Below are 24,904 nucleotides of genomic sequence, written 5' to 3' on the forward strand. Positions count from 1 at the left end.
GTTAACATTACCATCCTGTGTTTTGAGGAGCCAGGTTAGGATTTGCCTGGAGTTGATTTAACGGAACAGGGAATAAAAACCTGCGCGGGGTAAACAAACGCCCGGTATTTCCATTCAGGCTGATATTGGTAAAGCTGAAGCCTTTGCCATCCGCTTCTATATCCACACCGCGAACATTTTGATTTAATTCCGGGATAACCGTAACTCCTTCAAATTTCGCCCATCTCAACAAAGACCAATAACGATCATTCTCAAATGCCAGTTCCACTCTTCTTTCAGACTTGTAGGCCGTCCAGGCATCTGCCAAACTTAAGGTACCTAATGCAGGCAGGTTTCCATGAACGGTACGGGTTTTGTTAATGGCAGCCACCGCATCGTTTACCCTGGGTGCACTAAGTTGCAGTAAGGCTTCGGCATAGTTAAGATATACTTCACCTAAGCGGATTATTGGCCGATGGTGATTGGTTGGATCGCTGTACCAAACAAATTTTTCTTCATACACATTTTTTTTCATGTAGTAATTTGATTCTGACACACCCCAATCACTCAGCTTATTGCTGAGCCTGTACATATTGCCCCCTTTCCTGGTCAGGATCCGGTTCTTCAATAAGGTTGATGAATCGTAGGCAACAGTTGCATAGAAACGCTTATCCCTGTTTTTATACAACACGTCTGATGCATAACCTCCATTGGCAGTATAATTCGTGTAATAAGAGGTTTGATTCCATCTTTTTGCAAGGCCATCCTGGTCCAGTACCTCGTATTCATCCACCAAATTCTGCGAAGGAAACCGATCGGGCCAGCCCTGCATATCCTGTACAAATGCGGGGCCATATCCGGCATCCAGTGTTTCGTTCCTGTTATTGGGGCTTAAACTTTGAAGCAGGCATCCGGAAAAGGTATTATTGGCGGCCAGCAGGTAGTATCCGAAAATAATTTCCTTTGACGATTGTCCTTTGGAGAAATCATTAAACATACCCATATAATCAGCATCCATCGCATGAGCCGTTCCAAAAACCGCTTCGGATGCAGTTACTACCATTTGCAGGTAATCCTGCTTTTTAGCTGGTACATAAGCCGCTGCCTGCAAACCAATCCTGGAGATAAATGCCTGCGCCGCTGTGCTCGAAGCTCTTCCACTTACTGCCGTAGCCGGAAGATCAGCCGCCGCCTGGGTAAGATCCTCCAGGATAAAATCATATACTTCCTGGATGGTGCTGCGGGTAAATTTAAAATCGGGTGTATTCTGGTCCAGCACCTCTTTTACAATCATTACGCCACCGAAACGCTGCGCCATGTAGTAGTAGGTGATGGCTCGCAGAAATTTTGCTTCTGCAATGAATAGTTTTTTCTGCTGCTCTGTAAGGGGAGATGATTCTCCCATTTTTTTCAGAATAAGATTACATTTCCTGATTCTGCCATATTGATCCCAACCCGCGTCATAAGTGTTATCAATATTTTCAAGAGACACATTATTGGTGTAGTTATTACAGGTATTATCTGTCCAATCATCAATATTTCCGAAATAGTATAAATTCCGGACAATGTCATTATACGTTGTATAGATAAAACCTTCGGCCAGTTTTGCATCGCCCCAAACAGATAATTCATTAAACCCATCCAAGGGGCGTTTCTCCAGCACTTCCCTGGTACAGGAACAAAGTGCCGTTATTAAAAGCGTATAGAAAAAAATTATTTTTTTCATAATAAAAAAATTTAAAAACCAACATTGATACCAAGGGAAAATACTTTTTGAACCGGGTAGCCATAATTGGATGCGCTACTTGTTTCGGGATCAAAATATTTTTTAGCCGGTGAAAATGTCAGCAAATTCGTTGCATTCAGACTAACTGTACAACTGGAAAGAAAATTAAGCTGAGTAGGGAATTGCTTTTTCGCGTCAAAGGCCAAGCGCAAACTCCTGAGGCGCAGGTATCTTGCATTTACCAGCCAAAAATCGGAAGTAGTGTAATTATTATTACTGTTTAGGCCTGACTGCAGGGTTGCTCTTGGGAAATCAGCATTTGGATTTTCCGGCGTCCAGAAATTCCGCTGGTAATCAAATACAATAAAGGTTGCATCTCTCGATTGTAGTGTACCATCCCTGTAAAAACTTCTATTTCCCGTTCCCTGCCATAACATATCGAGCGAAAGTGATTTGAACCCGAATGTTAGGTTAACCCCATAACTGGTATGCGGGAAGGCTGAGTTTCCAATACGGACCTGATCATTTCCATCGAGTTTGCCATCTCCGTTAATATCCTGGTAATACAGGTCTCCGGCAGCTAACTGGTTGGCAGAAGTACGTCTGGGGTTGGCAATAATATCTTCCACAGAACCGTAAAAACCATTGTTCACATATCCCCTGGTAAGGAAATCCGTTTCATGCGTAGTACGGGTAAATGGATTCTTAAGGGTTACTGAATCCTCCCGGTCATTTCTTTCCCAAAGTTCCTGGTAGGTAGTTAGGTTAGCGCCAATGGAATAAAATATATCCTTGGAAATAGTATTGGAGTACGCAAGTTGAAATTCCCAACCAGCACGACGGAAACTACTATTTGCTTTCACTGGCGGCAAAGCTGTTCCCAGCGGAGTAGTATAACCGGCAGCCGGGTTGGTGATATAACCAGCTGTGCGTTTATAGAAATAGTCTACACTTCCTGATAGTTTATTATTCAAAGTGGTAAAATCCAGGCCGGTGTTATAATCGTTTGTTTTATACCAGCTCAAGGCCAGCGGATCAACCAGTCTTCCTTCGCTGAATCCGTTCACCAGGCTACCACCCACCACATACACGTTCGAATTAAGTCCATAATTAGAAATATATGGGAAACGGGTTACCCGGTTTTCATTGTTGGGGTCTTTATACGTTACATCTCCTACCACCCCTAATGAATACCGCAATTTCAAATAATCCAGGATACCTTTTTGCTTAATGCCGCTAAAGAATTTTTCACTGGATACCACCCATCCCAGGCCGAGTGAAGGAAAAAACCCCCACCTGTTGGGCGCAAAATTATCTGTACCATCATACCGGAACGAAGCCTCTAACAGGTATTTATTGGCATAGGCATATTGCAACCTGCCTACTACACCCTGGCGTCCGCCTTCTGAACCGGTACCGCTGTTTCTGAGTCCGTCTACTCCGCCTGCAAACAGCTGATCAACGGAAGGCGATACGAAATTGGTTCTAAACGCAGACATATTATCACTGTATTCTTCTGCCTGTTCAAACAATGCCATCACGCCCAGGTCATGTTCTCCGAAACTGGTTGTATACTCCAATTTTGACTGGATCGTATAGGTCCAGTATTTATTGGCTTCCTGTTCCAACGTAATGGTTGGTAAAGGCTGGGGAACACCGATGCTGCTGAACTGGGGAGCCCTCGTGTTCCAACGCTTTGAGAAATCGTCTACAAAGCGATAGTTTCCCTGAAAGCTTGCTTTCAATCCTTTAACCCAGGGAATGGACCAATCCAAAAACACATTGGTGTTAAGGTTATTGCTTTGATTTCTGACATAACCGGTACGGGGATCAATATCCACCAGGGGATGATCGCTACCGTCTGAATAAGTACCATCCTGGTTATAAGGTGGACGAAGTGGCGGGGTATTCTGGAGATGACTCCAGATTGCTCCGGCATCTGCACTAGGCCCGGGATAACGTCCTTTGGTAATAAAGGCATCTAAATTAGCGCCTACTTTTATACCGGCTTTATCAAAATTATTTGTAACACTTGCCCTGGCATTGTACCTGTCAAAAGTGGTTACATTGGTGGTATAGTTACTTCCCTGGTTAAAATACGCCAGTGATACGAAATAAGTGGTTTTATCATTTCCTCCACTCATGTCTACTCCATAGCGTTTCTGCGGAGTATATTTCCGAAGGGTAATATCATACCAATCGGTATTACCAAACTGATAAGGATCGAGCTGATTTTTAATGGTATCCAAACGACCCGGGCGGTACCGGTAGTTGGGTCCTAAACCATCCAATTCAGCTGCCCTGTTAACAGCAAGTGCATAGTTATAAGAGTTGATGCGCTTAGGCAAAACAGTAGGAGCACCCCATTCGGAGAGGGCGGAAAAATTAACCGTGGTTTTACCTGATTTACCCTTTTTGGTAGTAACCAGGATAATACCGTTACTGCCCCTGGCACCGTATACGGCAGTGGCTGCGGCATCTTTCAGTACAGATATGCTTTCTATATCCTGCGGCTGAAGGTTAGCGAATTGAGAATAAGAGCCGATAATATTATCAATTACATACAGCGGACCATCCCTGTCAGGACCACTTCCTCCTCTTATGGCAATCCTGGCAAATCCCTGTCCAGGCTCTCCACCAGAGGTTTGTGTAATGATACCAGGCGCTCTTCCTGCAAGGGCGTCGGCCATATTGGTAAAGGGCAATCCAACCACTTTATCGGTTTTGATAGTAGAAACCGCGCTTACCAGTTTTTTCCTGGATGTGGTTCCATAACCTACCACTACCACTTCTTCCGCAATATTTTCTTTGCGTTTCATGTTAACGGAAACCACTTGTTTTCCATTAACATTAACTTCCTGCCGCTCCATATCGATGTAAGAGAAAATCAGTATCGACACGGAAGCATCTACTTCAATGGAAAAAGCACCGCTTGCATCTGTGGTAGTGGCGGCATTGCTTCCTTTTGCAGAAACCGTAACACCTTCTAATGGCTCACCATTTTCATTTGTTACTCTTCCTGTAATAACTCTATCTAAAGCCGTTTGACCGGATAAACTATTTATCTCCGGTTTTTTTGAAAGCACGATTATGTTAGAAGCTTCCAGGTACCTGAAATTAATTCCATGGATATCTAATACTGATTCCAGTACCGTTTTTACCGGTTGGTCCACGGCTGAAACCGATACATTTACATCCGCAGGCAATATGTCATTACTGTACGCAAAACGGTAAGCTGTTTGCCGTTCAATCAGCTTCAGCAATTTTGCCATTTTTACCCCCTTCAAATGCATCGTAATCTTTGCATCCTGGGAAAACCCGGCAGCACTGAGGGACATGGAAGCTACCAGAATGAAAGCAGCCGTTAGTTTCATAATTAGCAGTAGTTTTGGGATGGCGGGAGATGGTAGCCCCCACCAATAAGCATGATTTTTTTTCATACCTTTATCTTGGTTTGGTTAATAAATAAAACAGCCGACCCGCTGTTTAAAAAACTCAGCCAGCAGGGAATGTTAGCGCATTACCCTGCTTTTATTTTTGAATGGTGACCTTTTTTCCGTTTTCTTCTATCTGGTAATTAAATGATCGGGTTTCCTGTAGTATTTCAAGAATATCCTGCAATCCCAATCGTTGAAAACTTCCGGTAAACCGATAATTCCTGGGCAGTTCATCCTCAAATGATATTGTTACACCAAACCATCTTTCCAGGGAAACAACAATTTCTTCAAAAGACTCATCGGTAAATATCAGTTTATCGTCCATCCAGGCTATTTCCTTTACATCACCATCCTGGTTCTGTTTAATTGGCTGTATACTTACCATAGCCGATGTATCTGCCGGTTTAACTGCAGCAATGTTTTTTTGTAATAAAGCATCACTGGTACGGGAAACTTTAATTTTCTGATTCGGCAGCAACTGAAAAGTATCTGCTTTATTTTTTAATGCTACCAGAACTTTTCCTGAAATAAGCGTGGTTTCTTCATCAATACCGGAATTGGGATAGGCTTTTACATTAAAGGAGGTACCAACGGCTTTAACCGCCATTAACTCGGTCTTTACGATGAAAGGCAAGTCCGTATTATGCTGCACTTCGAAAAAAGCCTCCCCTGCTAATTCCAGCCTGCGATGTTCCTTTCCATAACCCGGTGGAATAACCAGCTGACTTCCGCCGTTCAGGCGTACAACAGAACCGTCCTGTAACTGAATATGTTTTCTTTCCCCGGGGTTAGCAGCAAAGTGCTGGCTTTCTGCGGTTGCTGCAGCGCCACTAATTGTATGTACCCATAGCCAACCAACAGCCAGGAGCAATAGCAGGCAGGCAGCGATTGCCAGTATCCGGTTTTTGCGAACTACTCCTTTATTTTTCAGGCGAATAACCGGCGCTTCGCCGTTACTTGTATTTTTTCAGATAAGATTCTTTTCTGCTCTTCCAGATCAAGATCTGCCAATCCCACGTATAGTTCTTTATAGAGCAATTTTGCCCTTTCCAGCAAGGCCTTGTCTTTTGGATTGGCCAGGAGGTATTCTTGCCAATAAGCCATCGCTGCAGGATCTGACTCCAAACAATACTTGTGAAACTGCTCATGCAGCAGCATTTCTTCAATGGTCAAATTGAACTATTTATATGGTTACTAAACGTCTAAATTCTTCTAAGGCCACCCGATAACTTGACAGGTGCTTATTCATTAGAGCATTTGGTAACAATTATTTACCCTAAGTAGAGAAAATAAAAATAGTTTCGGTTAAAATAGAGCAAGGAAGAAGGTGAATTGGTCGAGGCTTCCGAATTTGGCGGGATTTGAAAAAATCTCCTGCTTCATGGCTTTCACCGCTTCATGAATTTTATTGTAGACGGTTCTATGCGCCAAGCCGGTTCTTTCAACGATTTCATCAATACTGAGGCCTTCATAAAATCGCATAAAAACCAGTTCCTTCTGCCTGTTTGGAAGGGTGCTTATAAGGGCTTTTATCAGTTCACTGCTATGGTTGCGGGTATGTTCCTGGATCAATAATTCTTCCGGACCGGGCTGGTCTATAAGATAACTGGATGACCATGCCACTTCCAGTGTATTTCTCCGCTCGAAAGAGAGCCAGTCTGCATTTAATTTTCGCAGAAACGACTGTGTTACATAGGCTTTTCCGTTTTGGGGAACCGTTAACCCAACTCGCTTCTCCCATAAATACAGAAACAGTTGTTGTATAATATCTTTTATTACGCCTGCATCGTGCGTACGCTTAATGCCCAAAAAATATAAAGACGGATAATATTTTTCATACAACTTTAAAAAATCATCTCTGTCGCCCGCTAAAAAACCTTCCCAAAGTTGTTGTTCAGACTTCATTACAGTTAATTTCAATAGCCGGATGAATGTACAATTTTCTTTTTTACATAAAGATAATTTCCAGCAATAACGCGCTAATCGTCTGGTAGTCAGCATGTGGTTCATGTGGTATTTTAGTGCTTTCCCAAATCAGTTAGAAGAAATGAATAAAGCGCTTTACACGGCAATCGCATCTATAGGTCTTTGTTTATCAGGAATAGCTACCGTTTCTGCCCAGGTTACTGAACGGCCGCGGCCGGCAAGCTGGAAACAGCTTGTAAAAGGTGCCGCGTTTAAAGACCGGTTTTTGCCGATGCCGAAAGGTGTTTTAAGCAGCCAGGTATGGGGCGGTTCGAATGTATTGCCCCGCTATATCGACAACGGAATTGAAGATGCTGAACGCTCCTATTGGGGTGGTAATATTCTCGAGGGCACAGATGGTTCCTACCACCTGTTTGTTTGCGGCTGGCCGGAAAGCTCGCCAAAAGGGCATGCACAATGGCCGCATTCGATCGTATACCGTACCACCAGTAAAAATCGCTTTGGCCCCTACATTATTAAGGACACCATTGGCAGCGGTCATAACCCGGAAGTATTTCGTTTGCAAGACGGGCGACTGGTGCTTTACTGTATCGATAAAAATTATGTTGCAACCAGTTTAAACGGACCCTGGAAGGAAGGAAAATTCGAATTTGATCCCAGGGATCGACCCATCATCGAAGGCCTTTCGAACCTCAGCTTTGCCCAACGCCCCGATGGCTCCTATCTGATGGTCTGCCGCGGTGGCGGGATCTGGGTCAGCCAAACAGGTCTTTCTACCTATCGGCAAATTTCGAATAAACGAGTTTACCCGGATGTGGCAGGCGAATTTGAAGATCCGGTTATCTGGAAAGACCATGTGCAGTATAATATGATCGTAAATGACTGGCTGGGTAGAATAGCTTATTATTTACGTTCCAAAGATGGCGTTAACTGGATTACCGACCCCGGAGAAGCTTATGTACCCGGTGTAGCTTTTCACGAAGATGGCCGCTTGGAAGACTGGTTTAAATTTGAACGAATTAAAATTTTGCAGGACAGCTATGGGCGAGCCATACAGGCCAACTTTGCAGTAATTGATACCCTAAAAAAAGAGGATAAGGCCAATGACCGGCACAGCTCTAAAAATATTTCCATACCGCTGAATCCAGGGGTATTAATCACGCTGCTGAACAAACAGTTCCCCGGATCCAACGAAACCATTCAGATTAGGCTAACTGCTGAGCCAGGTTTTGATCCACAGCAGGATCTGGATATTGAATCGCTCCGTTTTGGTTCTTCTGAACAGGTAAACAACGGGAAAGGCGCCCGTGTGGTATCCACCCAAAAACAGGGCAAAGATCTTCTACTACGTTTCAGCGCTGAAGGCCATGGTTTGTCTGCTGAAGAATTTGCACCTAAACTACTTGGAAAATACCGATCGGGCAAGCTATTATTTGGCTATACCCGCGTTCCCTGGGTGAAGTACGACGCTGCAATTTTATCAGCGCTGCGCCCGGCTTTTAAAGCAGGTGCCGGCCAAACCAGCCTGCAGATTGTTGTAGAAAATTTAGGGATTGCACCATCAGTAGAAAGCCGGTTAACCGTTTGGGTAAAAACACCGGAGGGTAAAAAAGAAATTGCCGGCGGACGGGTTCCTCCCATTGTTGCTTATGGAAAACACATCCTTGACCTTACTACTTCTTATCAACTGGAAAAAGGTACTGCCTATGCATTTATCATCGAAATAAATGACCCCACCACTACTTCATCCGGTTTTGGATTCAGCACCATACCCTTTAACTAAGCAAAATGCACTAATACTCAACTTTATAATCCTTTTTAACAGGCAAGCCGCTCCAGGCTTTTTTGGAGGTCCAGTCAGCTGGCGGATCGGTCCAGAATTTATTGTCGGCCGGTAATCCCAGGGCCAGAAAACCTAGTGTAGCCATATAGAGGCTACCGGTTGATGTATAGGTATCTGCCAGTGCCGGTTGATGGCCATTAAAGCCAAGCACCAGCCAACCCGCTGAATCAAAATTCTGATTCCCTTCATACATGTTCTTAAACACTTTTGTTAAGGCGCTACGAACCTGCGCCGGTTTAATGGAAGCCGGCAATTTTTCCAATACAGCAACCTGGTTCAGGCTTTGAAAAACGGCTGTCCGATAAGTAATTGACCTGCCGACCGGTGGAAAGCTTCCTTCTGGTGATATGATGCGTTCAGAAAATTCAGAATGGCGAACCATCCGCAGTAAGGCCTGATCGTATTCAGCTTTGGTGGCCATTTTTTTATCTACCAGCACTTTAAGCATATCCACCAACATGGGATGAATTACATAATCGTTGTAATAATCCAGGCTGAATGTTGCCCCGTCGCTATACCAGCCATCTCCCACATACCATTCCTTCAGTTTATTCCTGGCAAAACTAATTCTTGCAGGATCATAGTCCTCGCCTATACTCACCAAGAAAGTTTCGTTGAGGCCGGCAAACAATAGCCAGTTATTATAGGCACCGGAACGATTCCTTAACGATTTATACGCGTCGACGTATCTTCTTTTGGTGACACTGTCTAACGGGGTCCAAAACACATGTGGAGCACGTAAAAATGCATGAGCCAGGAAAGCTGCATCAACAATAGGCTGCAGTTCAGTTTTGAAATTCAGGCAATCGGGGTTGGAAGGATCAACCGCATTCGTTAAGCCCTGCACAATTTTATGTTTTAATTGTGTGCGCAGTAGCCCCTCTTCCGAATTATCATCCGGCAAACCAAGCCAGGGCGCTAAACCTGCAAAGGTTCTTCCCACTGCTTCGAGGTAAGTAACCTTTTTAAAATTTTCAGCATGCATTCCCGGAGGCACTTCAACCGGCATTTGCTGCGCTAAACTGCCGCATGAAAGATGGTGTACAACAGGGTAGGCTATTTTATGTAGCGCATGAACCCAGAAGCGCCGGTCAGCAGCCCCTGGCTCATCAGGTTCGTTCCTCTTATGTTGAGTTTGCCCGGCAACCGGATACGCCAGTACCAGCAGCCAAACCGCCATACAATACCTGTTCCAGATTATTTTCCATTGCATATTATATCCATTCATTCAACACCAGTTTATTGAACAATGCTCTTAGGCCGGCCCCAAAAATTCGCCTTCCCTTCCTGCTTTACTGCACCTGCCTGCTTATGTACCGGCTTAGCACCGCTGTATAATACCAGTTCCTCTCCTTTTTTTAGTGTTATGCTATATACTCCCTCCTCCAGCTTAACCAGCTTTGCCTTTTTCCCTTTGACCCTGACAGGGCCTTCTATACCCGGTTGAATAATACAGGGCGCCCCTTTCAAGCTCTTGATTTTTACCCACCTGGTGCTGCCCTCCTGCCTTACAGCACTTACAAGAAAAGCGCCCTGTGTCCGAAGATTTTCGAAACTAAGCTCCTTCCAATTATCGGGAACAGCCGGAAATAGCCGGATCTTATTACCCCATGACTGTAATAGAAGCAGGTGAATGGATTCTGCTGCTGCAAGCGGCGTTTCGATTACCGGCCCCGACTCCAGGTACATGGTATTGGGTTTAATATAGGCATCGAATAACTGATTCAGGTAAGCAACTGCTTTATCGCCATTACCCATGGTTGCATAAATTGCAGCACCTCCGGTAAACGAGTACCCCTGCAAGGCATTCCTGAAACTATGCCATCGATTCAAGGACCTTTCAATTAATGGCCGGTTAACTCTATCCTCCCAGTTAACAAGATGCAATGGATAAATCATCAGCAGATGAGAATAATGCCGGTGCGACTGGTTGAAGCCTATATCTTGTCCTATCCTAAATCCGAACTCGTCGGTAGGATAAGGCGTTATATTAGCAAGTACATCGCTCCATTTTTCTGCCAGTGGATCTGCGCTGTTAAGTTCTAACAGGGTTTTACAACCCCATCGAAATAAGGCAAGATCATAATTACAATCTCTTGTTATACCCCCTGGATATTCGGGTGAATAGGTATAGGGCAAATGCCATTTCCCCAGTGCGTCTTTAGTCATTACCTGCAGATAGTAATTAATACTTTTTTTAAGCAGGGGATATAGTTGCTGTTTTACCGAATCTTCCAGGGTATATTGATAATGCAACCAGAAATAGTGCAGCATCCAGGTAAGATTACCCAGCTCCAAATCTGCCGGAGCAGCCGTACTATCCAGTATTGGTTGAACCTTTACGGGTGCCAACAACTTTATAGAAGCTGCCCGTCCAACAGCCATAGCCTGCTTCCTTAATGGTGCGGGTACATTCAATTCCAGGTTCTGTTGCGCGTTCATCAGCATTTTATTGAGCCCTTCTGCCAGCCCTAATCGATTTGCCGTGTATAAGGGAGAATAACTTAACTGGATATTCAGATTCAACCAATAGGCTGGCCAGGGCGTAACCCGGTACCAGGGCCCCATCAAATCCATAGGGGGTTTGTCTGCCCGGGTAGCCGATGCCAGCTTATACATTTGAATCCAGTAAAAGCTTTCCATCCGTGCGTCGGGAAGAGACAAAAAGCTTTGTTTGTAGTAGGAATGCCACCAGGCTTTATGGTTGTTGTTGAATTGTTCCAGCTTACCGGCCGCAGCTTCTTTGAGCGTATTCAGTGCATCTGGTAAAGCAGTGAGCGACCGGTTGATAGCTACCGACATTACGTAAACCTGCTTGCCTGGTTTTTGGAGCATTGTCCAGGCGGTTACATAATCTCCCCCCGCCAATAAAGGCTGCCGGAAATAATGAATACCTTCCTCCTGGCTGCTTTTCCCCGGTGGATTATTTTCATACCCCACCGGCTTATCTGTTACATAATTAAATAAGGCCCTGGGGCTTTCGGATTTTTCTGCAATAAACTCCCAGTTACACTGCTCTTCTCCGTCTACCGTGCTGGTTTCAAATACCACAACATTCGGAACGGACAGCGTTTTAAAACTCCATTTTATTTTGCCCTTGTCGGTAATCAGTAGTCCATTTGCGGTAGCATTCCAGAGGTCTAACCTGGCACTGCTATGTAAAACCCTGCCCGATGGGGTAAGTACAAACCGGCCGATGGGCAATCTTGCGTTCCGGAACAGGGGCGACATGTTCTCTCTACGATCGTCTGTTACATCTGTTCTGCCAATATCAAGCCTGATCCTATTGCTATCCTCCATATAGAGCATGCCGCCCAACAGTCCATTACCAGTAAAAACACCCTGCTCCCAGTTGGTGGTAAGGGAATCAAAAACCATATCATTCCGCCGCATAAATGCTTCCCAGTCAATATCCAACTGTTGTGCATTCAGCTGAATGCCACTTCCAAGCAGCCATACTAAAACAATAATCCTGTACATATTAAATTGCTTTCATCTAAAACAGGCTTTTAGCAGCCCTAATCAGGGTTGGTCTTATTTTCTTTCAGCAGGGTCTGGTACCGCATCATGGCTTCTATAAAATAATAATCAGCATACACAAGCGGCACATTTATTTCTACTTTGTGAGGAATACTACCCACCGATTTTCCTAAGAGAAAATTCCCGGTTTTAACATCGTCGGAGCGGTAGATACCACCGGATAAAAGATGCAATAATTCTTTCGCGTTTTCAACATAAAGAGCTGCCTGCTTTTTATCAGCAAATCTGCTCAATTCCAATAATGCCGATGCGGCAATGGCAGCCGCAGAGGCATCGCGATACTTAATTGAAACCTTATTGGCATAGGAATTTTTTCCCGGCTCATATCCTTTTTCGTTCGCATTAAAATCCCAGAATGGAATTTTATCTTCCTGCTTATTGATCTGAGCAATAAAATAATTGGCCATACCAAGTGCTGTTTTTAGAAACCGGGGGTCCCTGGTTTCGCGGTAGCACATGGTAAAACCATATATACCCCAGGCCTGCCCTCTCGACCAGGTTGAATTATTGGCATATCCCTGGCCTGTTTCCCTTGCCTCCACCTTACCGGTTTGAGGGTTATAACATACTACATGAAAGGAGCTGTAATCCTTCCTGACATGATTCTTCATGGTTTGTAAGGCATGGGAAACAGCCATTTTCCTGAATGATGAATCACCGGTATGGTTGGAAGCAAAAAACAATAGCTCCAGGTTCATGAGGTTATCAATAATAACCGGAAACGTATAAACTCCTTCGCCCCCCCAGCTCTTAAACGAGTTCCAGGATTTAATACTTCCTGTAACCGGGCTGAACCTTGAGCTCAGGGAACGTGCTGATTCCACTACTATTGACTTATAGCGTTCATCGCCGGTTATACGAAAAGCATTCCCAAAACTATTGTACATCATAAAGCCAAGGTCATGATGGTCTTTAAAGGTTTTTAAAGGCTCCAGGTAATCGGTCCACTTAATGGCCGCAGTTTGAAAGCTGGTGTCTTTCGTAGCTTCATAAAGATACCAGAGACTTCCAGGGAAGAAACCGGAAGTCCAGTCATACATATCAGTCGAAAGCAGATCACCCGCTTCATTGCAGGTTCGTGGAAACCTGTTTTTAGTGCTGTCGGCAGCTTTGATCAGTTTTTGATACTTATCAGCAGCATACTGAACGTTTTCAGCAACAAAGGAGTTTTCATCTGTTCCGGTTTGAAGCAACAGAACTACAAAGGAAATCAGGTATAAGAAGTTCTTCATTTAGTGCCAGATTTTTACCATAAAAAATAACAGCAGTGCTAACAGGCAATAGTGCTCAGAAATCAATAACATTTTAGTACACCAGGTTTAAACGGTAAAGTAAAAAACTTACTTATTCCGGCCAACCAGGATTTTGTGTTAAAACAGGCGCTCTTTGAATTTCTGCAGCAGGAACCGGCCAGGCATAGAAAAAATCACCGGGCCAGTTATTCGAAAAAGTTCGTTTTATACTTCCCCACATTTCCTTAGCACCGCTGCCTTGCGCATAGCTTGTTTCCTTAAGTGTTTTCCAGCGCAGCTCATCAAAATAAGAAATGCCTTCATTTAAAAATTCGATTCTTCTTTCTTTACGGATTCTGGTGGTCAATGCGTCCTTATCCGCAACGGTGGTAGCTGCGCTGCTATTTAATAACCCCACACCAGCCCGGCTCCTCACTTCATTTACTTTTTCAATAGCGGTATTTAGATCACCGGCTTCGTTCAGCGCTTCCGCCCACATCAACAATACATCCGCATACCTGATCAAGGGAAAATCAATGCCACCCGAAACGCGATCTGCCAGGTAAAATGTATTGGATCCCTTATATACAAACTTACGATGCAGGTAATAACCAAGGGTTCTTGTATCCGGGTTAATATCAAATAAAGGATTTTCATTTCTATAGGGCCAGCGCAGGGTAAACACATCATCACTGCCGTCATTATTTGCATCCCTTCCAAGGTAGTCTGAATAAGGGGTAATAACCTGTGCGGCAAGGCGAGGATCGCGGTTAGCAAAAGCTGCTTTAATCCGTTCTTCATTACCCACCGGCAAGTATAAAACCGTAGCAGCACCCCGGGTTGCAGCCGCATTTAGTTCACCAGCACTGGCATTATTACGCAAAAAGAATACTTCCCTTGATTCGGGGTTCATAGCAGCATATCCGGGTATGACAAGGTCCCAATTGAAGGGGCTTCCATCCAGGTTATCAAACTCGTCTACAATATCCGGGTTCACATTGAATTCTGTCCAGCAAGAACCAAAAGAGGATCTTGTACCGCAATAAAACTGGGTTGTTGAGCCAAAGCCTCCGGAAATAGGTTGATATTGTATAGAAAAAATCATCTCCGGGTTTTGCTCCTGTTCCATATCGAACAGTGTTGAATAATTCGGCCAAAGCACATGGCCGGCTTTTTTCACCTCATCAAAATCGGCAATTGCTTTATCCCATTCCTTCGTGTACATATAGGCCTTTCCTCTCAGCGCATAGGCCGCTGATTTAGAAGCATGCCCGATAAAGCCTCTTTGAGCGGCAACAGCCGCATCGTAACGAACCGGGAGATTCGGTTCCTGGATTGCTTCTGTAAGGTCTGTAATAACCTGTTTCCAGACATCAGCTTCGGAGCTGCGCGCTGTATTTTTGACCTCTGTTTCAGTAACAGGCTGGGTAAACACCGGTACCCCTTTATACAACTGATTGAGCCGTAAATAATAATACGCCCGCATAAACTTCATTTCAGCTACCAGCCTTGCCTTTTTTTCCGGTGTGCTGGGCGAAATCCTGGTTATTCCATCGATGGCTTCATTGGCCCTGTGCACACCTTCGTACAAATCCTGCCACACGTTGGCAAACAGGCTTTCGTTGGCTGTTGCAGTGCCATTTGTGAGCGCATCTGAACTACGCCACTGGCTGGTAACCAAGCGGTCATAATGATAGAGTTCGCGGCGAGACACGCCGCCGGTTGAAGTGCCAATTTTCAAAGCGCTGTAAACGCCTCCCACCCCTAAATCTGTAAGGTTATCGGTGGTCCACATATTACCCGATCCGATAGAAGAATAAGGGGTAGTATTCAACAGGTCTTTTTTACATCCTGTTGTTATCAGCAGCGTTGAACAAAGCACAGGTAAAAACTGCTTTATTACAGATGATATACTTTTCATAATTATTTTTTTCATGCTTATTAAAACCCAACTACTATTCCTCCGGCAAATTGTTTCATTATTGGGTAACCGATATTGGGGCCCATTTCAGGATCCAGGCCTTCAAAAGATGAAATTGTCAGCAGGTTTTCCGCAGACGCAAAAAGACGAATACTGGTAGCACTGATTTTATCGGAAAAGTGTTTGGGAACTGTATAGCCCAGCTGTATATTTCTCAGCTTCAGGAATCCTGCATTATATAACCAATAATCACTTGGCTGGTAGTTAATGGCATCGGATCCAACTTTTAAACGGGGCAGTGTTCCATTCGTATTATTACGGGGATTGTCCGGATTGGCATCATCATAGAAATACCTGTTGGCAGCCACCCTGGTAGAAACAGCATTTCCAACCTGCAACCGGCTATTATTGTACCCCTCCTGGTCCCAATAGTGTTGCATGCCAGCCGCGCCAAACCAAATAAGGCCAAGATCAATACCCTTCCAGGAAAAATAGGTACTAAATCCGAAGATGAATTTGGGGTTTGGACTGGAACCGGTAAAATACCGGTCATTCGAATTTCCATAAACTTTGTCGCCATTCAGATCATCATAGATCAGGTCGCCATAATTAAGCAATCCTTTATTAGAGCCGGGGGTAGCCGGATCATAGGTAGTATTCTGCGGACTAAAGGTATAACCTGCAGCTTTCATCGCGTTTACCCAGACCATATCTTCTGGTGTACGAATCATGCCCGTTCTTGGACCACCCGCCGGGTTAACGGAACCATCGGTATTAAAATACTGACCCGACCCCCTGTAAACACTGCGCACAAAATATTCCTGGAACAGGTGATTCTCCAGTATAACGCCATTGGCACCACTAAGATCAGCCACATTGGAAAAATTCGTTCTCCAAACATCTTCGCCACTGCTATTCTTTTCCCAACCTTGTCTTAATTCGCCTTTCCATTTTGACACTTTATTCTTTATATAGGAAAAATTCCCCTTGATATCATAGGAAAAAGCGCCTGCGGAATTTCTGTATCCCAGGTTTACTTCCCATCCTTTATTAATAAAACTGGGGCCGTTTACAAATGGCGAGCTAACCCTTCCCATGGTACTGGGCAATACGAGTGTTGTTAAAATCTTATTAGTGGCCCTGTTGAAATATTCAATTTCGAAACTCAATTTATTATTAAGCAAATTCCCTTCCAGGGCAATGGATGTATTGGTAGCTTCTTCCCACCGTAAAGAATCATTACCCAGCCTGGTTCGGGCAAGTGCTATATAGGGAGAGCCGCCAAATGAATAGTTGGCCGCGCCATAACTGGATTGTTTATCATAATTGCCCAAGGACAGTTCATTACCTAATCTGCCCCAGGATGCTCTCACCTTCAGGTTCTGAACAACATGTTCAAAGTTTTTATAAAAAGCCTCTTCTGATATCCGCCATCCAAAAGAAAAAGAAGGGAAGCTTCCCCAACGATAATACTCTCCAAATTTGGAAGAAGCATCTCTACGCAGGTTAGCTTCAAATAAATACCGGTTATCATACACATAATTTACCCGGCCAAAAAAGGAGCGCATTCCGCGGTCATTTTCGTACCCGGTAGGGGTATTGGTAATTGTACCCGTACCAATCGTGTATATGGTACCATCAATAACGCCGGTCTGCGAAACGCCGAAGCCGTTTTCATTGTAATACCATTCATTATGTCCGACCAGGGCATTAATGGCATGTTGGCCAATACTTTTTTTCCAGCGTAATACATTATCAAATGTTGACACATAGTTTTTATTAAACTCGGCGGAGATACCCATCTGGGCGGGCTGAGTAGCCTGAACAATAATTGAATTGGCACTAAAATCCCATCGGTCAATTGGTACAACGTGGCGGTTTCTTTCCAGTGTTCGTAATTGATAGTTGTACTTCGTTTCAAACTCAAAGTCTTTCAGGAACTTTACCCTTGCAAAAACGGTGGTGTTTAACCGGTTAGTGAGGTCTTCACCGGCATTTCCATACAAATGAACCAATAGGTTATTTAAGCTTTGAGATTCACCTGTTACAGCGGTTTCTGAGGGCGCACCAAACCTACCCTCGTAAAACGGATACAGCCCGGGTGCAGTTTGCCGCAAAAAATTAAAGAGGCCTGTATTATCTGTATTTCCTGCCTGTCCTTTTTGTGATAGTCCAAAGGTTTGTGTACCAACCGTCAGGAACTTGGTTATAGCGGTTTCCAGGTTCATTCGCAGTTCATACCGTTTTATGCCGGTATTGTGCATAATTCCAGGGTTATCAAGGTAACGACCCGAAAACAGGTACCTGGTATTTTCCGAACCACCAGCTACAGAAATATTATGATTCTGCAGCAAGCCATAGTCAAATATTTCTTTTCCCCAATCGGTATTAGCGTAGGCCACATAATTGGGAATCCCAAAACTATTCAGCTCATGGGGGGCTGCTTTTTTCTCTCTCCACAGGTCGATAGCAGCTTGGGGGTACAGGTTCCCCTGTCCGAGATTATACCGCGCCTCATTGTAGTATTCCATATGGGTAGCATAATCAGACACAAAGGAGGGCAGTTGTACAGGACGGGTATCAGAAAAAGTACCGGTATAGGTAACAGAGGGCTTGCCCCTGCTACCCTTTTTAGTGGTTATAAGGATTACCCCATTTGCGGCCGTTGCCCCATAAATGGAAGCAGCTGAAGCGTCTTTCAGAATGGAGATAGATTCGATATCAGCCGGATTTACCGCATCCATGGTTCCCGGAATACCATCAATAACTACCAGCGCACTGGCGTTATTAGGGCTACCGATACCCCTTATACGGATGCTTGCATCATCATTATCTGGCTTGCCCGAGCCTTGCCGAACATAAACACCAGCCGCCAATCCGCTTAAAGCCGATGAAACATTGGTGACCGGCCTGGTTTCCAGGCTTTTTTTCGAAATCATTGACACCGAACCCGTCAGGTTGGCTTTTTTCTGCGTTGCATATCCTACAACAACAACATCTGATAAGGAACCCGCCGCCGCTTTAAGCACAATCCTTAAAGCATTGCTTTCGTTCACTTGTTGCTCCAACGGGTCAAAATTCACAGCAGAAAAGACCAACACCGCATTTTCCGGAACAGCTAAAGAAAATTTTCCCGCCTCATCTGTAGCAGTGCCGTTTTCTGTGTTCTTTACGGTTACGGAAACACCGGGAAGCGGTTGCCCGGACTGATCAACAACAATGCCTGTTACAACTTTGACCTGGGTGTAGCCAAAAGCCGGCAAAAACAGGATCACCAATCCAATCAAAAATCGGATTGGTATCCGATGCAGGTAAAACAGGAGTAAATTTCGCATAACGCAGTTTTTTGATGTTTTGTTAATAAAGCAGGCGCCGAAAATTCTGCAAGAGAACGGGCCCTGAAAAGAAGCTCCTGAAAATTCCATATTCAGTTTTACCAGCAGGGGGGATTCCTTTAAATGAATGGGGTGATTTTTTTAAGCATCGCTTAATTCGCTGATTAATAATGGAAATGCTATTGTTTCTTTATTAAATTACCCCTCGTGTAACTTTATGCAGATTGCTTATAAAGGCCAGAACAAATGCTTGCTCAACTAAAAGGCTGCGGTAAACTATCCGCCCTACTTATATCATCGTTACTGTTGGCGATAACGCTGTGCGCTCAACCTATACGCTTTAATCACCTTAAATTGGAACAGGGACTGGTGAGCAATTCGGTATTATCAATTTGCCAGGATGCAAAAGGTTTTATGTGGTTTGGGACTTCCAACGGACTTAACAGGTATGATGGCTATCGATTTCGGCTGTACCAAAAAGGAAAAGACAGCACTACCCTCTCCGACAACAATATAACCTCCCTTTTATTTGACTCGAAAGCAACTCTCTGGATTGGTACCGGGGGTGGCCTGGATAAGTATAACCCCGCAACCGATACATTTGAACGGATTTGGCTGGAGGGAAGCCGGGTAGGAAATATCCACAGCCTGTATGAAGACCGGGTGGGGGCTATTTGGGTAGGAACTGCCAATGGACTGTACCTGCTTAAGAATACCTCCAATAAAACGGTTCGTTCCTTTTTTCCCAATTATATTATCCGGGCCATTTATGAAGACAAAGAAGGCGCTTTATGGGTGGGCACCAATAAAGGGTTGGCCAAAATGACTATCCGGAATCAGGAATACCGGGTAGATTTTTATACCCATGCCAGCGAAAAACCAGGCAGTATCAGCTCCAATTCAATAACATCCATAGCTGAAGATGGCTACCAGAAACTATGGATAGGAACTGAAAATGCGGGCATCAACTACTATACCAGGTCAACCGGAGCGTTTACAAGAATAGGGGCTGCGCCTGCTGAAAAATTTCGCCTTATACATAATAATGTACGGGAAATTTTAAGCATTAACAATCAAATCTGGGTCGGCACCCAGGAGGGTTTGAGTGTAATAGATCCTGTGAAACTGGAAATCCGGTCGTACCAGCACAATACGGCCGATAAAAATTCCTTAAGTCAAAACTCCATTTATACACTTTATAAAGATGCTGCACAGCTCATTTGGATAGGCACCTATTTTGGCGGCGTAAATACTATTTACCCCATCAGTACAGTTTTTACAACCATTCAGCAAGAAGAAAACAAAAATTCACTGAGCAATGACATTGTAAGTGGAATGGCGGAAGACCATAATAAAAATATCTGGATCGGTACTGAAGGTGGCGGATTAAATCTCCTGAATAGAAAAACCGGGAAGTTTACCGTCTATACCAATAAGCCCGATGATCCAAACAGCCTGAGTTCTAACCTGGTAAAAAATGTATATATAGATAAAGATCAGCATATTTGGGTAGGTACGCATGGCGGGGGCGTTAGCGTATTCAACACCCGTACAGGGAAATTCACCCGGCACTTGCTTGATAAGGATGAAACCTCTATTTTATCGAGTGAAACAACGCATATACTGGAAGATGATAATGAACGCTGCTGGATCATCAAAAACAAAAGAGCCCAGGTTTTTAAAAGAAATGGAACAGCACTGGAACCCTATGCATTATCTGATTCGCTTCCCTCCTATCCGAAAGATTTTGTAGTATCAGCGGTTTTTAAAGATTCCCTTCATCAACTTTGGATTGGTGGCGATGCAGGGCTCTTAAAAATTGTCCACAATACCGTTACGGTTATTGATACAAATTCTGCCGTCAACTGCCTGGCAGAAGATAGTGAAGGAAATATATGGCTGGGCACAAAATTTAGTGGCCTCGTAAAATACTCTCCTACAACCGGGATACTGGAAAGGTCCGGGGAAAATATACCCTACGCAGCTACCAGTATTTTGGGTATTCTGATAGAAAAAGGAAACTATCTACTTCGGGAGCCGGATAAAATATGGATGAGCACGGATCGGGGAATAATTAAGTACCATCCTTCCAGTAAATCATTTCAACTTTTTACCACCAGCGATGGATTGGCCGGTAATTTATTTAACGCAAATTCCTATTTGAAGGATTCGGAAGGGATGTTATATTTTGGAGGATTACAGGGCATCACTCGGTTCAATCCACAGCTTATAGAGTGCAATTACCTGGTATCGCCCCTTCTCTTTACAGGAATTACAGTAACCGCCACCAAAGAAGCTACCCGGATAGGCACCCATGAGTTCAGGAACCCATCTGATTCATTACCATCGCTTACGCTCAAACACAATCAAAACACCTTCACTATTGATTTTGCATTGCTTAACTATATTAAGACTGATAAAAACACGTATTCCTACCTGCTGAGTGGTTTCGATCTGACCTGGAATTCTACGCAGCTACCTGCTGCCACGTATACCAACCTTCCTCCAGGCAAGTATACATTTACCGTTAAGGGGGCCAACAATGACGGCGTCTGGAGCCCGGTTAAAAAGTTCCAGATCATTATTCTTCCCCCTATATGGCTTACCTGGTGGGCCTACAGCGCGTATTTCATCGTACTGGCAGGCATCCTCTTCTTTGTACTACGTTCTTTTCATATGAAAGCCCTGTTAAACAAAGAAAATGAGCTGCACCAGTTAAAATTGGATTTTTTCACTAATATATCGCATGAAATACGAACCCACCTTACCTTAATTATGCTTCCGCTTGAGCAACTGGTCAATAAAAAAGACCCGGGCAGCATTGATTATCCGGTATTGAATCGAATCAAACTTAATACCACTAGATTATTAACATTGGTAACGGAGTTATTGGATTTTCGAAAAATTGAAAAAAACAATCACTCCTTACAACTCACACCTACCAATCTAATTCCTTATTTAGAACGGATATACGACAGTTTTGTGGAGCTTTCGCTTTCCAAAGACATTCGATTTTCTTTTATACACGATGTGGACAGCATTTATTTAGCCATCGATAAAGATCAATTTCAAAAGGTACTTATTAATCTCTTGGATAATGCCTTTAAATATACAGATGCCGGTGGCCAGGTAATACTTCAGATCAAAGAGGACGACCAACAGGTAACTATTACAGTAAGCGATAACGGCCGGGGAATAGATCCCAATTACCATGAAAAGTTATTCAACAATTTTTTCCAGGTAGCTGAACACGGTCCGCAGAATACAGGCTATGGCATAGGCCTGGCGCTTGCGAAGCAAATTGTAGAACTGCATAAGGGAACAATTACCATTAACAGCCAGGTTTCAACACCTTCCGAAACCGGTAGTACCAGCTTTACGGTAACATTACAAAAGGAATTGCTACAACCGACCAGTAATACAGCAAGGTATACCGATACTGTTTATGACGAACCTACAAAAGTTGGAAATACCATTTCCACTGATCAACCCGGCAGCAGCTTTACGATTCTTCTGGCAGAGGATAATCCTGAGCTCACTCAGCTAATTATTGATTCATTTTCGGCAAGCTACACCGTAGTTGCTGTTGAAAATGGACAGGAAGCCTTCGAAAAAGCATTGGAGCTATTGCCTGATATCATCATAAGCGATGTAATGATGCCGGTTATGAGTGGTTTGGAACTTTGTAATAAACTTAAAACCGACCCCGCCACCTCCCATATACCGGTAATATTACTAACCGCTAAAAGCACGCAAAACGACCACCTGAGCGGATTTAATAACGGGGCCGACATATACATCACCAAACCATTCCACCTTAAAGCGCTGGCACTAAATGTTCGAAACCTGCTTCGGTTAAAAGAGAAAATGAGGGTGAATTTTGGGCAGGACTTATTTAGAGACAGCCTAACCAACACGAAGGATGATTCCACTATTGAGATCAAACTCCCCAATAGCATCGATACAATTTCATCAAAACACTGATCGAACATATCGGTAATCACATTGATGATCCTGAATTTGGGGTTGAAAAATTATCCAGGTTAATGGCCATGAGTGTACCTGTATTATACAAAAAATTAAAGGCCGTAACCAATCTTTCGGTGAATGAATTCATAAAATCAATGCGTCTGAAAAAAGCCAGTGAACTTTTGAAGAAAAATCAATATACAATTAATGAAATAACCTATGCAATTGGCTATTCTGACAGAAAATATTTCAGTCGTGAGTTTAAGCGAAAATATGGACAAACACCCAGCGACTATGCGAGCAGTTTTAAACAAGATCCAGACAATCAATAAGTCAGCCACCCAATCAAGCAGGATATTGTTATAACATCAAAAAATGTTCTCATTAAAATCCTATAGAGAGGGGGGAAAAAAGAACTATAATCAGTACCTTCATAGTACCACGCATTACCCTATACGAATTTCTGAGAAAACGAATTATGCACCCAGGCATCTACCATTGAATTACAGGGCTCATTTACAGAATAAACCGCCAGGCATTTTGTTGCAATAGTACATATTTCTATTTAGTCATTTACTTCTTAAAAACCTAGAATATGGATAGGGCAGAAGGAAACAGACCTTCCATTACGATTGTTGAATCGCACCCGGCAATGCAGGAAGTCATTAAAAAGATCGTTGAATCAATGGGCGGACGAGTACAATATGTCCTCAAAAACGACCATTTATTACTCGAACTACTGGACTCCGGTATTAATATAGACCTTTGCATAATAGACCTTTCTCCTAAAAGACCAGCCGTACTAGCTACGATAACTGAACTTAAAACAAAACATACCGATATTCTATGGCTGGGCATCAGTATAAATAATTCTGAGCGTTTCAGGCTGCGGGCCTTGGAAACCGGCCTGCATGCATTCTACTGCAAACTGGAACCAATTGACCGGTTCCGCCTGATATTGTCGCAATTACTGGCAAAATACAATTGATGTTGTACAGTTTGTTAACTCGCGCAGCGGACCTACGGGCGTTTTATAAACGGGGGATGAACCCATTATTAGCTAAGCTGCTCGTGTCTGTTCAGGAGCTGTTATCAGCGGTTCGTTTGAGTACGATAGGTGCTCTCAAATATACGGTTCGCATTAGCCGCTTCAAACCCTTCTCTTCGGTGTATGCCAGTCAACATGCCGATGGGCAGGCCACTATATTCCGGCAAGGGTTTTCGCTCTGCAAACTCTACATAGGAGCCAGGTATTTCCAGTTCCTCACCACCCGCAAATACTGCCTTTATCATCCGGGCAATGGTTGAACTTTGTAATAGGAGTCCATCGGGGCTGATTTTAACTTTTCCGCCGGCATCATTCAGTATAAAACCATTTCGTTCCAGGAATTCATTAAACGCAGGTATAGTATTATACCCTGCTTTTAAGTGATGCACACTTACGGTGAAATGATTGAGGTAGTATCGGTTATAAATTACCCAGGCTGCATATTCAGATTCTTCCAGTAATGCCTTGTAATCAGATGCAGAGGGAAGTTCCCATAGACCACTGTGTAAAAAAGCATCAATTACCGACGCATCGGCCAGGTTCAGTTGATCTACCGGGTCGGTTATTATGGTTGAAGTATAGGAATGAATGATCTGTTTTGACTTTTCAGACAATTCCTGTACCCGCAATTCACTTATAAAAATCCGGGGCAATGTTGGCTCGGGGGGTGCATACCAAAAAGCATCCAGCTTTTTCTCCGGGAAGAAATAATAATCTTTTTTTACATAACCCAGCTGTATAAATATCTTCTCCAGAGATTGAATACCCAAATGAGGAACCCCTAATGTACGGAAAGCGATATGATCATTTTCAATATCATCCGCAGACCCGATCAGTTGTTCCCGAATCATTGCATTAATAATTCCCTGAACATCCGGTACCCGGTTTTGATAACGCTGCATCAAACCTTCCAATACCCTGTTTAATTGTGTTGAAGCCGCCCGCATA

The 24,904-nt window shown here is 43.7% G+C and carries 15 protein-coding genes; 4 read left to right on the forward strand and 11 right to left on the reverse strand.

What is annotated here, in order from left to right; all coding sequences use genetic code 11:
• Positions 1–7: 7 nt before the first annotated feature.
• The 5 genes from A1D16_RS03860 to A1D16_RS03880 all read right to left on the reverse strand — a co-directional run bounded on the left by A1D16_RS03860 (position 8) and on the right by A1D16_RS03880 (position 7,047).
• On the reverse strand, positions 8–1,705 hold the full coding sequence (locus A1D16_RS03860) for a RagB/SusD family nutrient uptake outer membrane protein (protein WP_290707913.1): 1,698 nt from the start codon (positions 1,703–1,705) through the stop codon (positions 8–10).
• 11 nt (positions 1,706–1,716) lie between these two features.
• The gene (locus A1D16_RS03865; protein ID WP_290707914.1) at positions 1,717–5,145 is read right to left on the reverse strand and encodes a TonB-dependent receptor; all 3,429 of its coding nucleotides are present in this window, start codon (positions 5,143–5,145) and stop codon (positions 1,717–1,719) included.
• A gap of 91 nt (positions 5,146–5,236) precedes the next feature.
• Positions 5,237–6,013 (reverse strand): FecR family protein, encoded by a 777-nt coding sequence (locus A1D16_RS03870; protein ID WP_290707915.1) that lies wholly within the window; start codon positions 6,011–6,013, stop codon positions 5,237–5,239.
• A 56-nt stretch (positions 6,014–6,069) separates the two neighbouring features.
• A complete protein-coding gene (locus tag A1D16_RS03875; RefSeq protein ID WP_290707916.1) occupies positions 6,070–6,315 on the reverse strand; it encodes a hypothetical protein in 246 nt (81 codons plus the stop codon).
• Between the two features lie 132 nt (positions 6,316–6,447).
• The gene (locus tag A1D16_RS03880) at positions 6,448–7,047 is read right to left on the reverse strand and encodes a sigma-70 family RNA polymerase sigma factor (RefSeq protein ID WP_290707918.1); all 600 of its coding nucleotides are present in this window, start codon (positions 7,045–7,047) and stop codon (positions 6,448–6,450) included.
• 142 nt (positions 7,048–7,189) lie between these two features.
• Between A1D16_RS03880 and A1D16_RS03885 the strand changes: the two genes are divergently transcribed.
• Entirely contained in the window at positions 7,190–8,851 is a 1,662-nt protein-coding gene (locus A1D16_RS03885) for a glycoside hydrolase family protein (protein WP_290707919.1), read from the forward strand.
• A 10-nt stretch (positions 8,852–8,861) separates the two neighbouring features.
• Here the strand turns inward: A1D16_RS03885 and A1D16_RS03890 are convergent, their stop codons facing one another.
• The 5 genes from A1D16_RS03890 to A1D16_RS03910 all read right to left on the reverse strand — a co-directional run bounded on the left by A1D16_RS03890 (position 8,862) and on the right by A1D16_RS03910 (position 18,939).
• Positions 8,862–10,139, reverse strand: coding sequence for a DUF2264 domain-containing protein (locus tag A1D16_RS03890; protein ID WP_290707920.1), 1,278 nt, complete (start codon positions 10,137–10,139; stop codon positions 8,862–8,864).
• An 11-nt stretch (positions 10,140–10,150) separates the two neighbouring features.
• On the reverse strand, positions 10,151–12,391 hold the full coding sequence (locus A1D16_RS03895; protein ID WP_290707921.1) for a glycoside hydrolase family 95-like protein: 2,241 nt from the start codon (positions 12,389–12,391) through the stop codon (positions 10,151–10,153).
• Positions 12,392–12,429: 38 nt separating this feature from the next.
• Complete coding sequence (locus A1D16_RS03900) at positions 12,430–13,683, reverse strand: glycoside hydrolase family 88 protein (protein ID WP_290707922.1); 1,254 nt, start codon at positions 13,681–13,683, stop codon at positions 12,430–12,432.
• Between the two features lie 112 nt (positions 13,684–13,795).
• Positions 13,796–15,604: a RagB/SusD family nutrient uptake outer membrane protein gene (locus A1D16_RS03905; protein ID WP_290707923.1), complete on the reverse strand. Its 1,809-nt coding sequence runs from the start codon at positions 15,602–15,604 to the stop codon at positions 13,796–13,798.
• Between the two features lie 20 nt (positions 15,605–15,624).
• Positions 15,625–18,939, reverse strand: a complete 3,315-nt coding sequence (locus A1D16_RS03910) for a TonB-dependent receptor (RefSeq protein WP_290707924.1) — start codon at positions 18,937–18,939, stop codon at positions 15,625–15,627.
• Between the two features lie 354 nt (positions 18,940–19,293).
• On the opposite strand from A1D16_RS03910, the gene A1D16_RS03915 reads away from it, so the two are divergent.
• The 3 genes from A1D16_RS03915 to A1D16_RS03925 all read left to right on the forward strand — a co-directional run bounded on the left by A1D16_RS03915 (position 19,294) and on the right by A1D16_RS03925 (position 23,896).
• Positions 19,294–22,923, forward strand: coding sequence for a two-component regulator propeller domain-containing protein (locus tag A1D16_RS03915; RefSeq protein WP_290707925.1), 3,630 nt, complete (start codon positions 19,294–19,296; stop codon positions 22,921–22,923).
• A gap of 62 nt (positions 22,924–22,985) precedes the next feature.
• Entirely contained in the window at positions 22,986–23,240 is a 255-nt protein-coding gene (locus A1D16_RS03920) for a helix-turn-helix transcriptional regulator (protein ID WP_290707926.1), read from the forward strand.
• Between the two features lie 263 nt (positions 23,241–23,503).
• Complete coding sequence (locus A1D16_RS03925) at positions 23,504–23,896, forward strand: hypothetical protein (RefSeq protein WP_290707927.1); 393 nt, start codon at positions 23,504–23,506, stop codon at positions 23,894–23,896.
• Positions 23,897–24,000: 104 nt separating this feature from the next.
• Here A1D16_RS03925 and A1D16_RS03930 read toward each other — a convergent pair whose 3' ends face one another.
• Entirely contained in the window at positions 24,001–24,903 is a 903-nt protein-coding gene (locus A1D16_RS03930) for a DUF1338 domain-containing protein (RefSeq protein ID WP_290707928.1), read from the reverse strand.
• Position 24,904: the final 1 nt, after the last annotated feature.

This window comes from Flavihumibacter sp. CACIAM 22H1, from assembly GCF_001601815.1.
Lineage (GTDB): Bacteria > Bacteroidota > Bacteroidia > Chitinophagales > Chitinophagaceae > Flavihumibacter.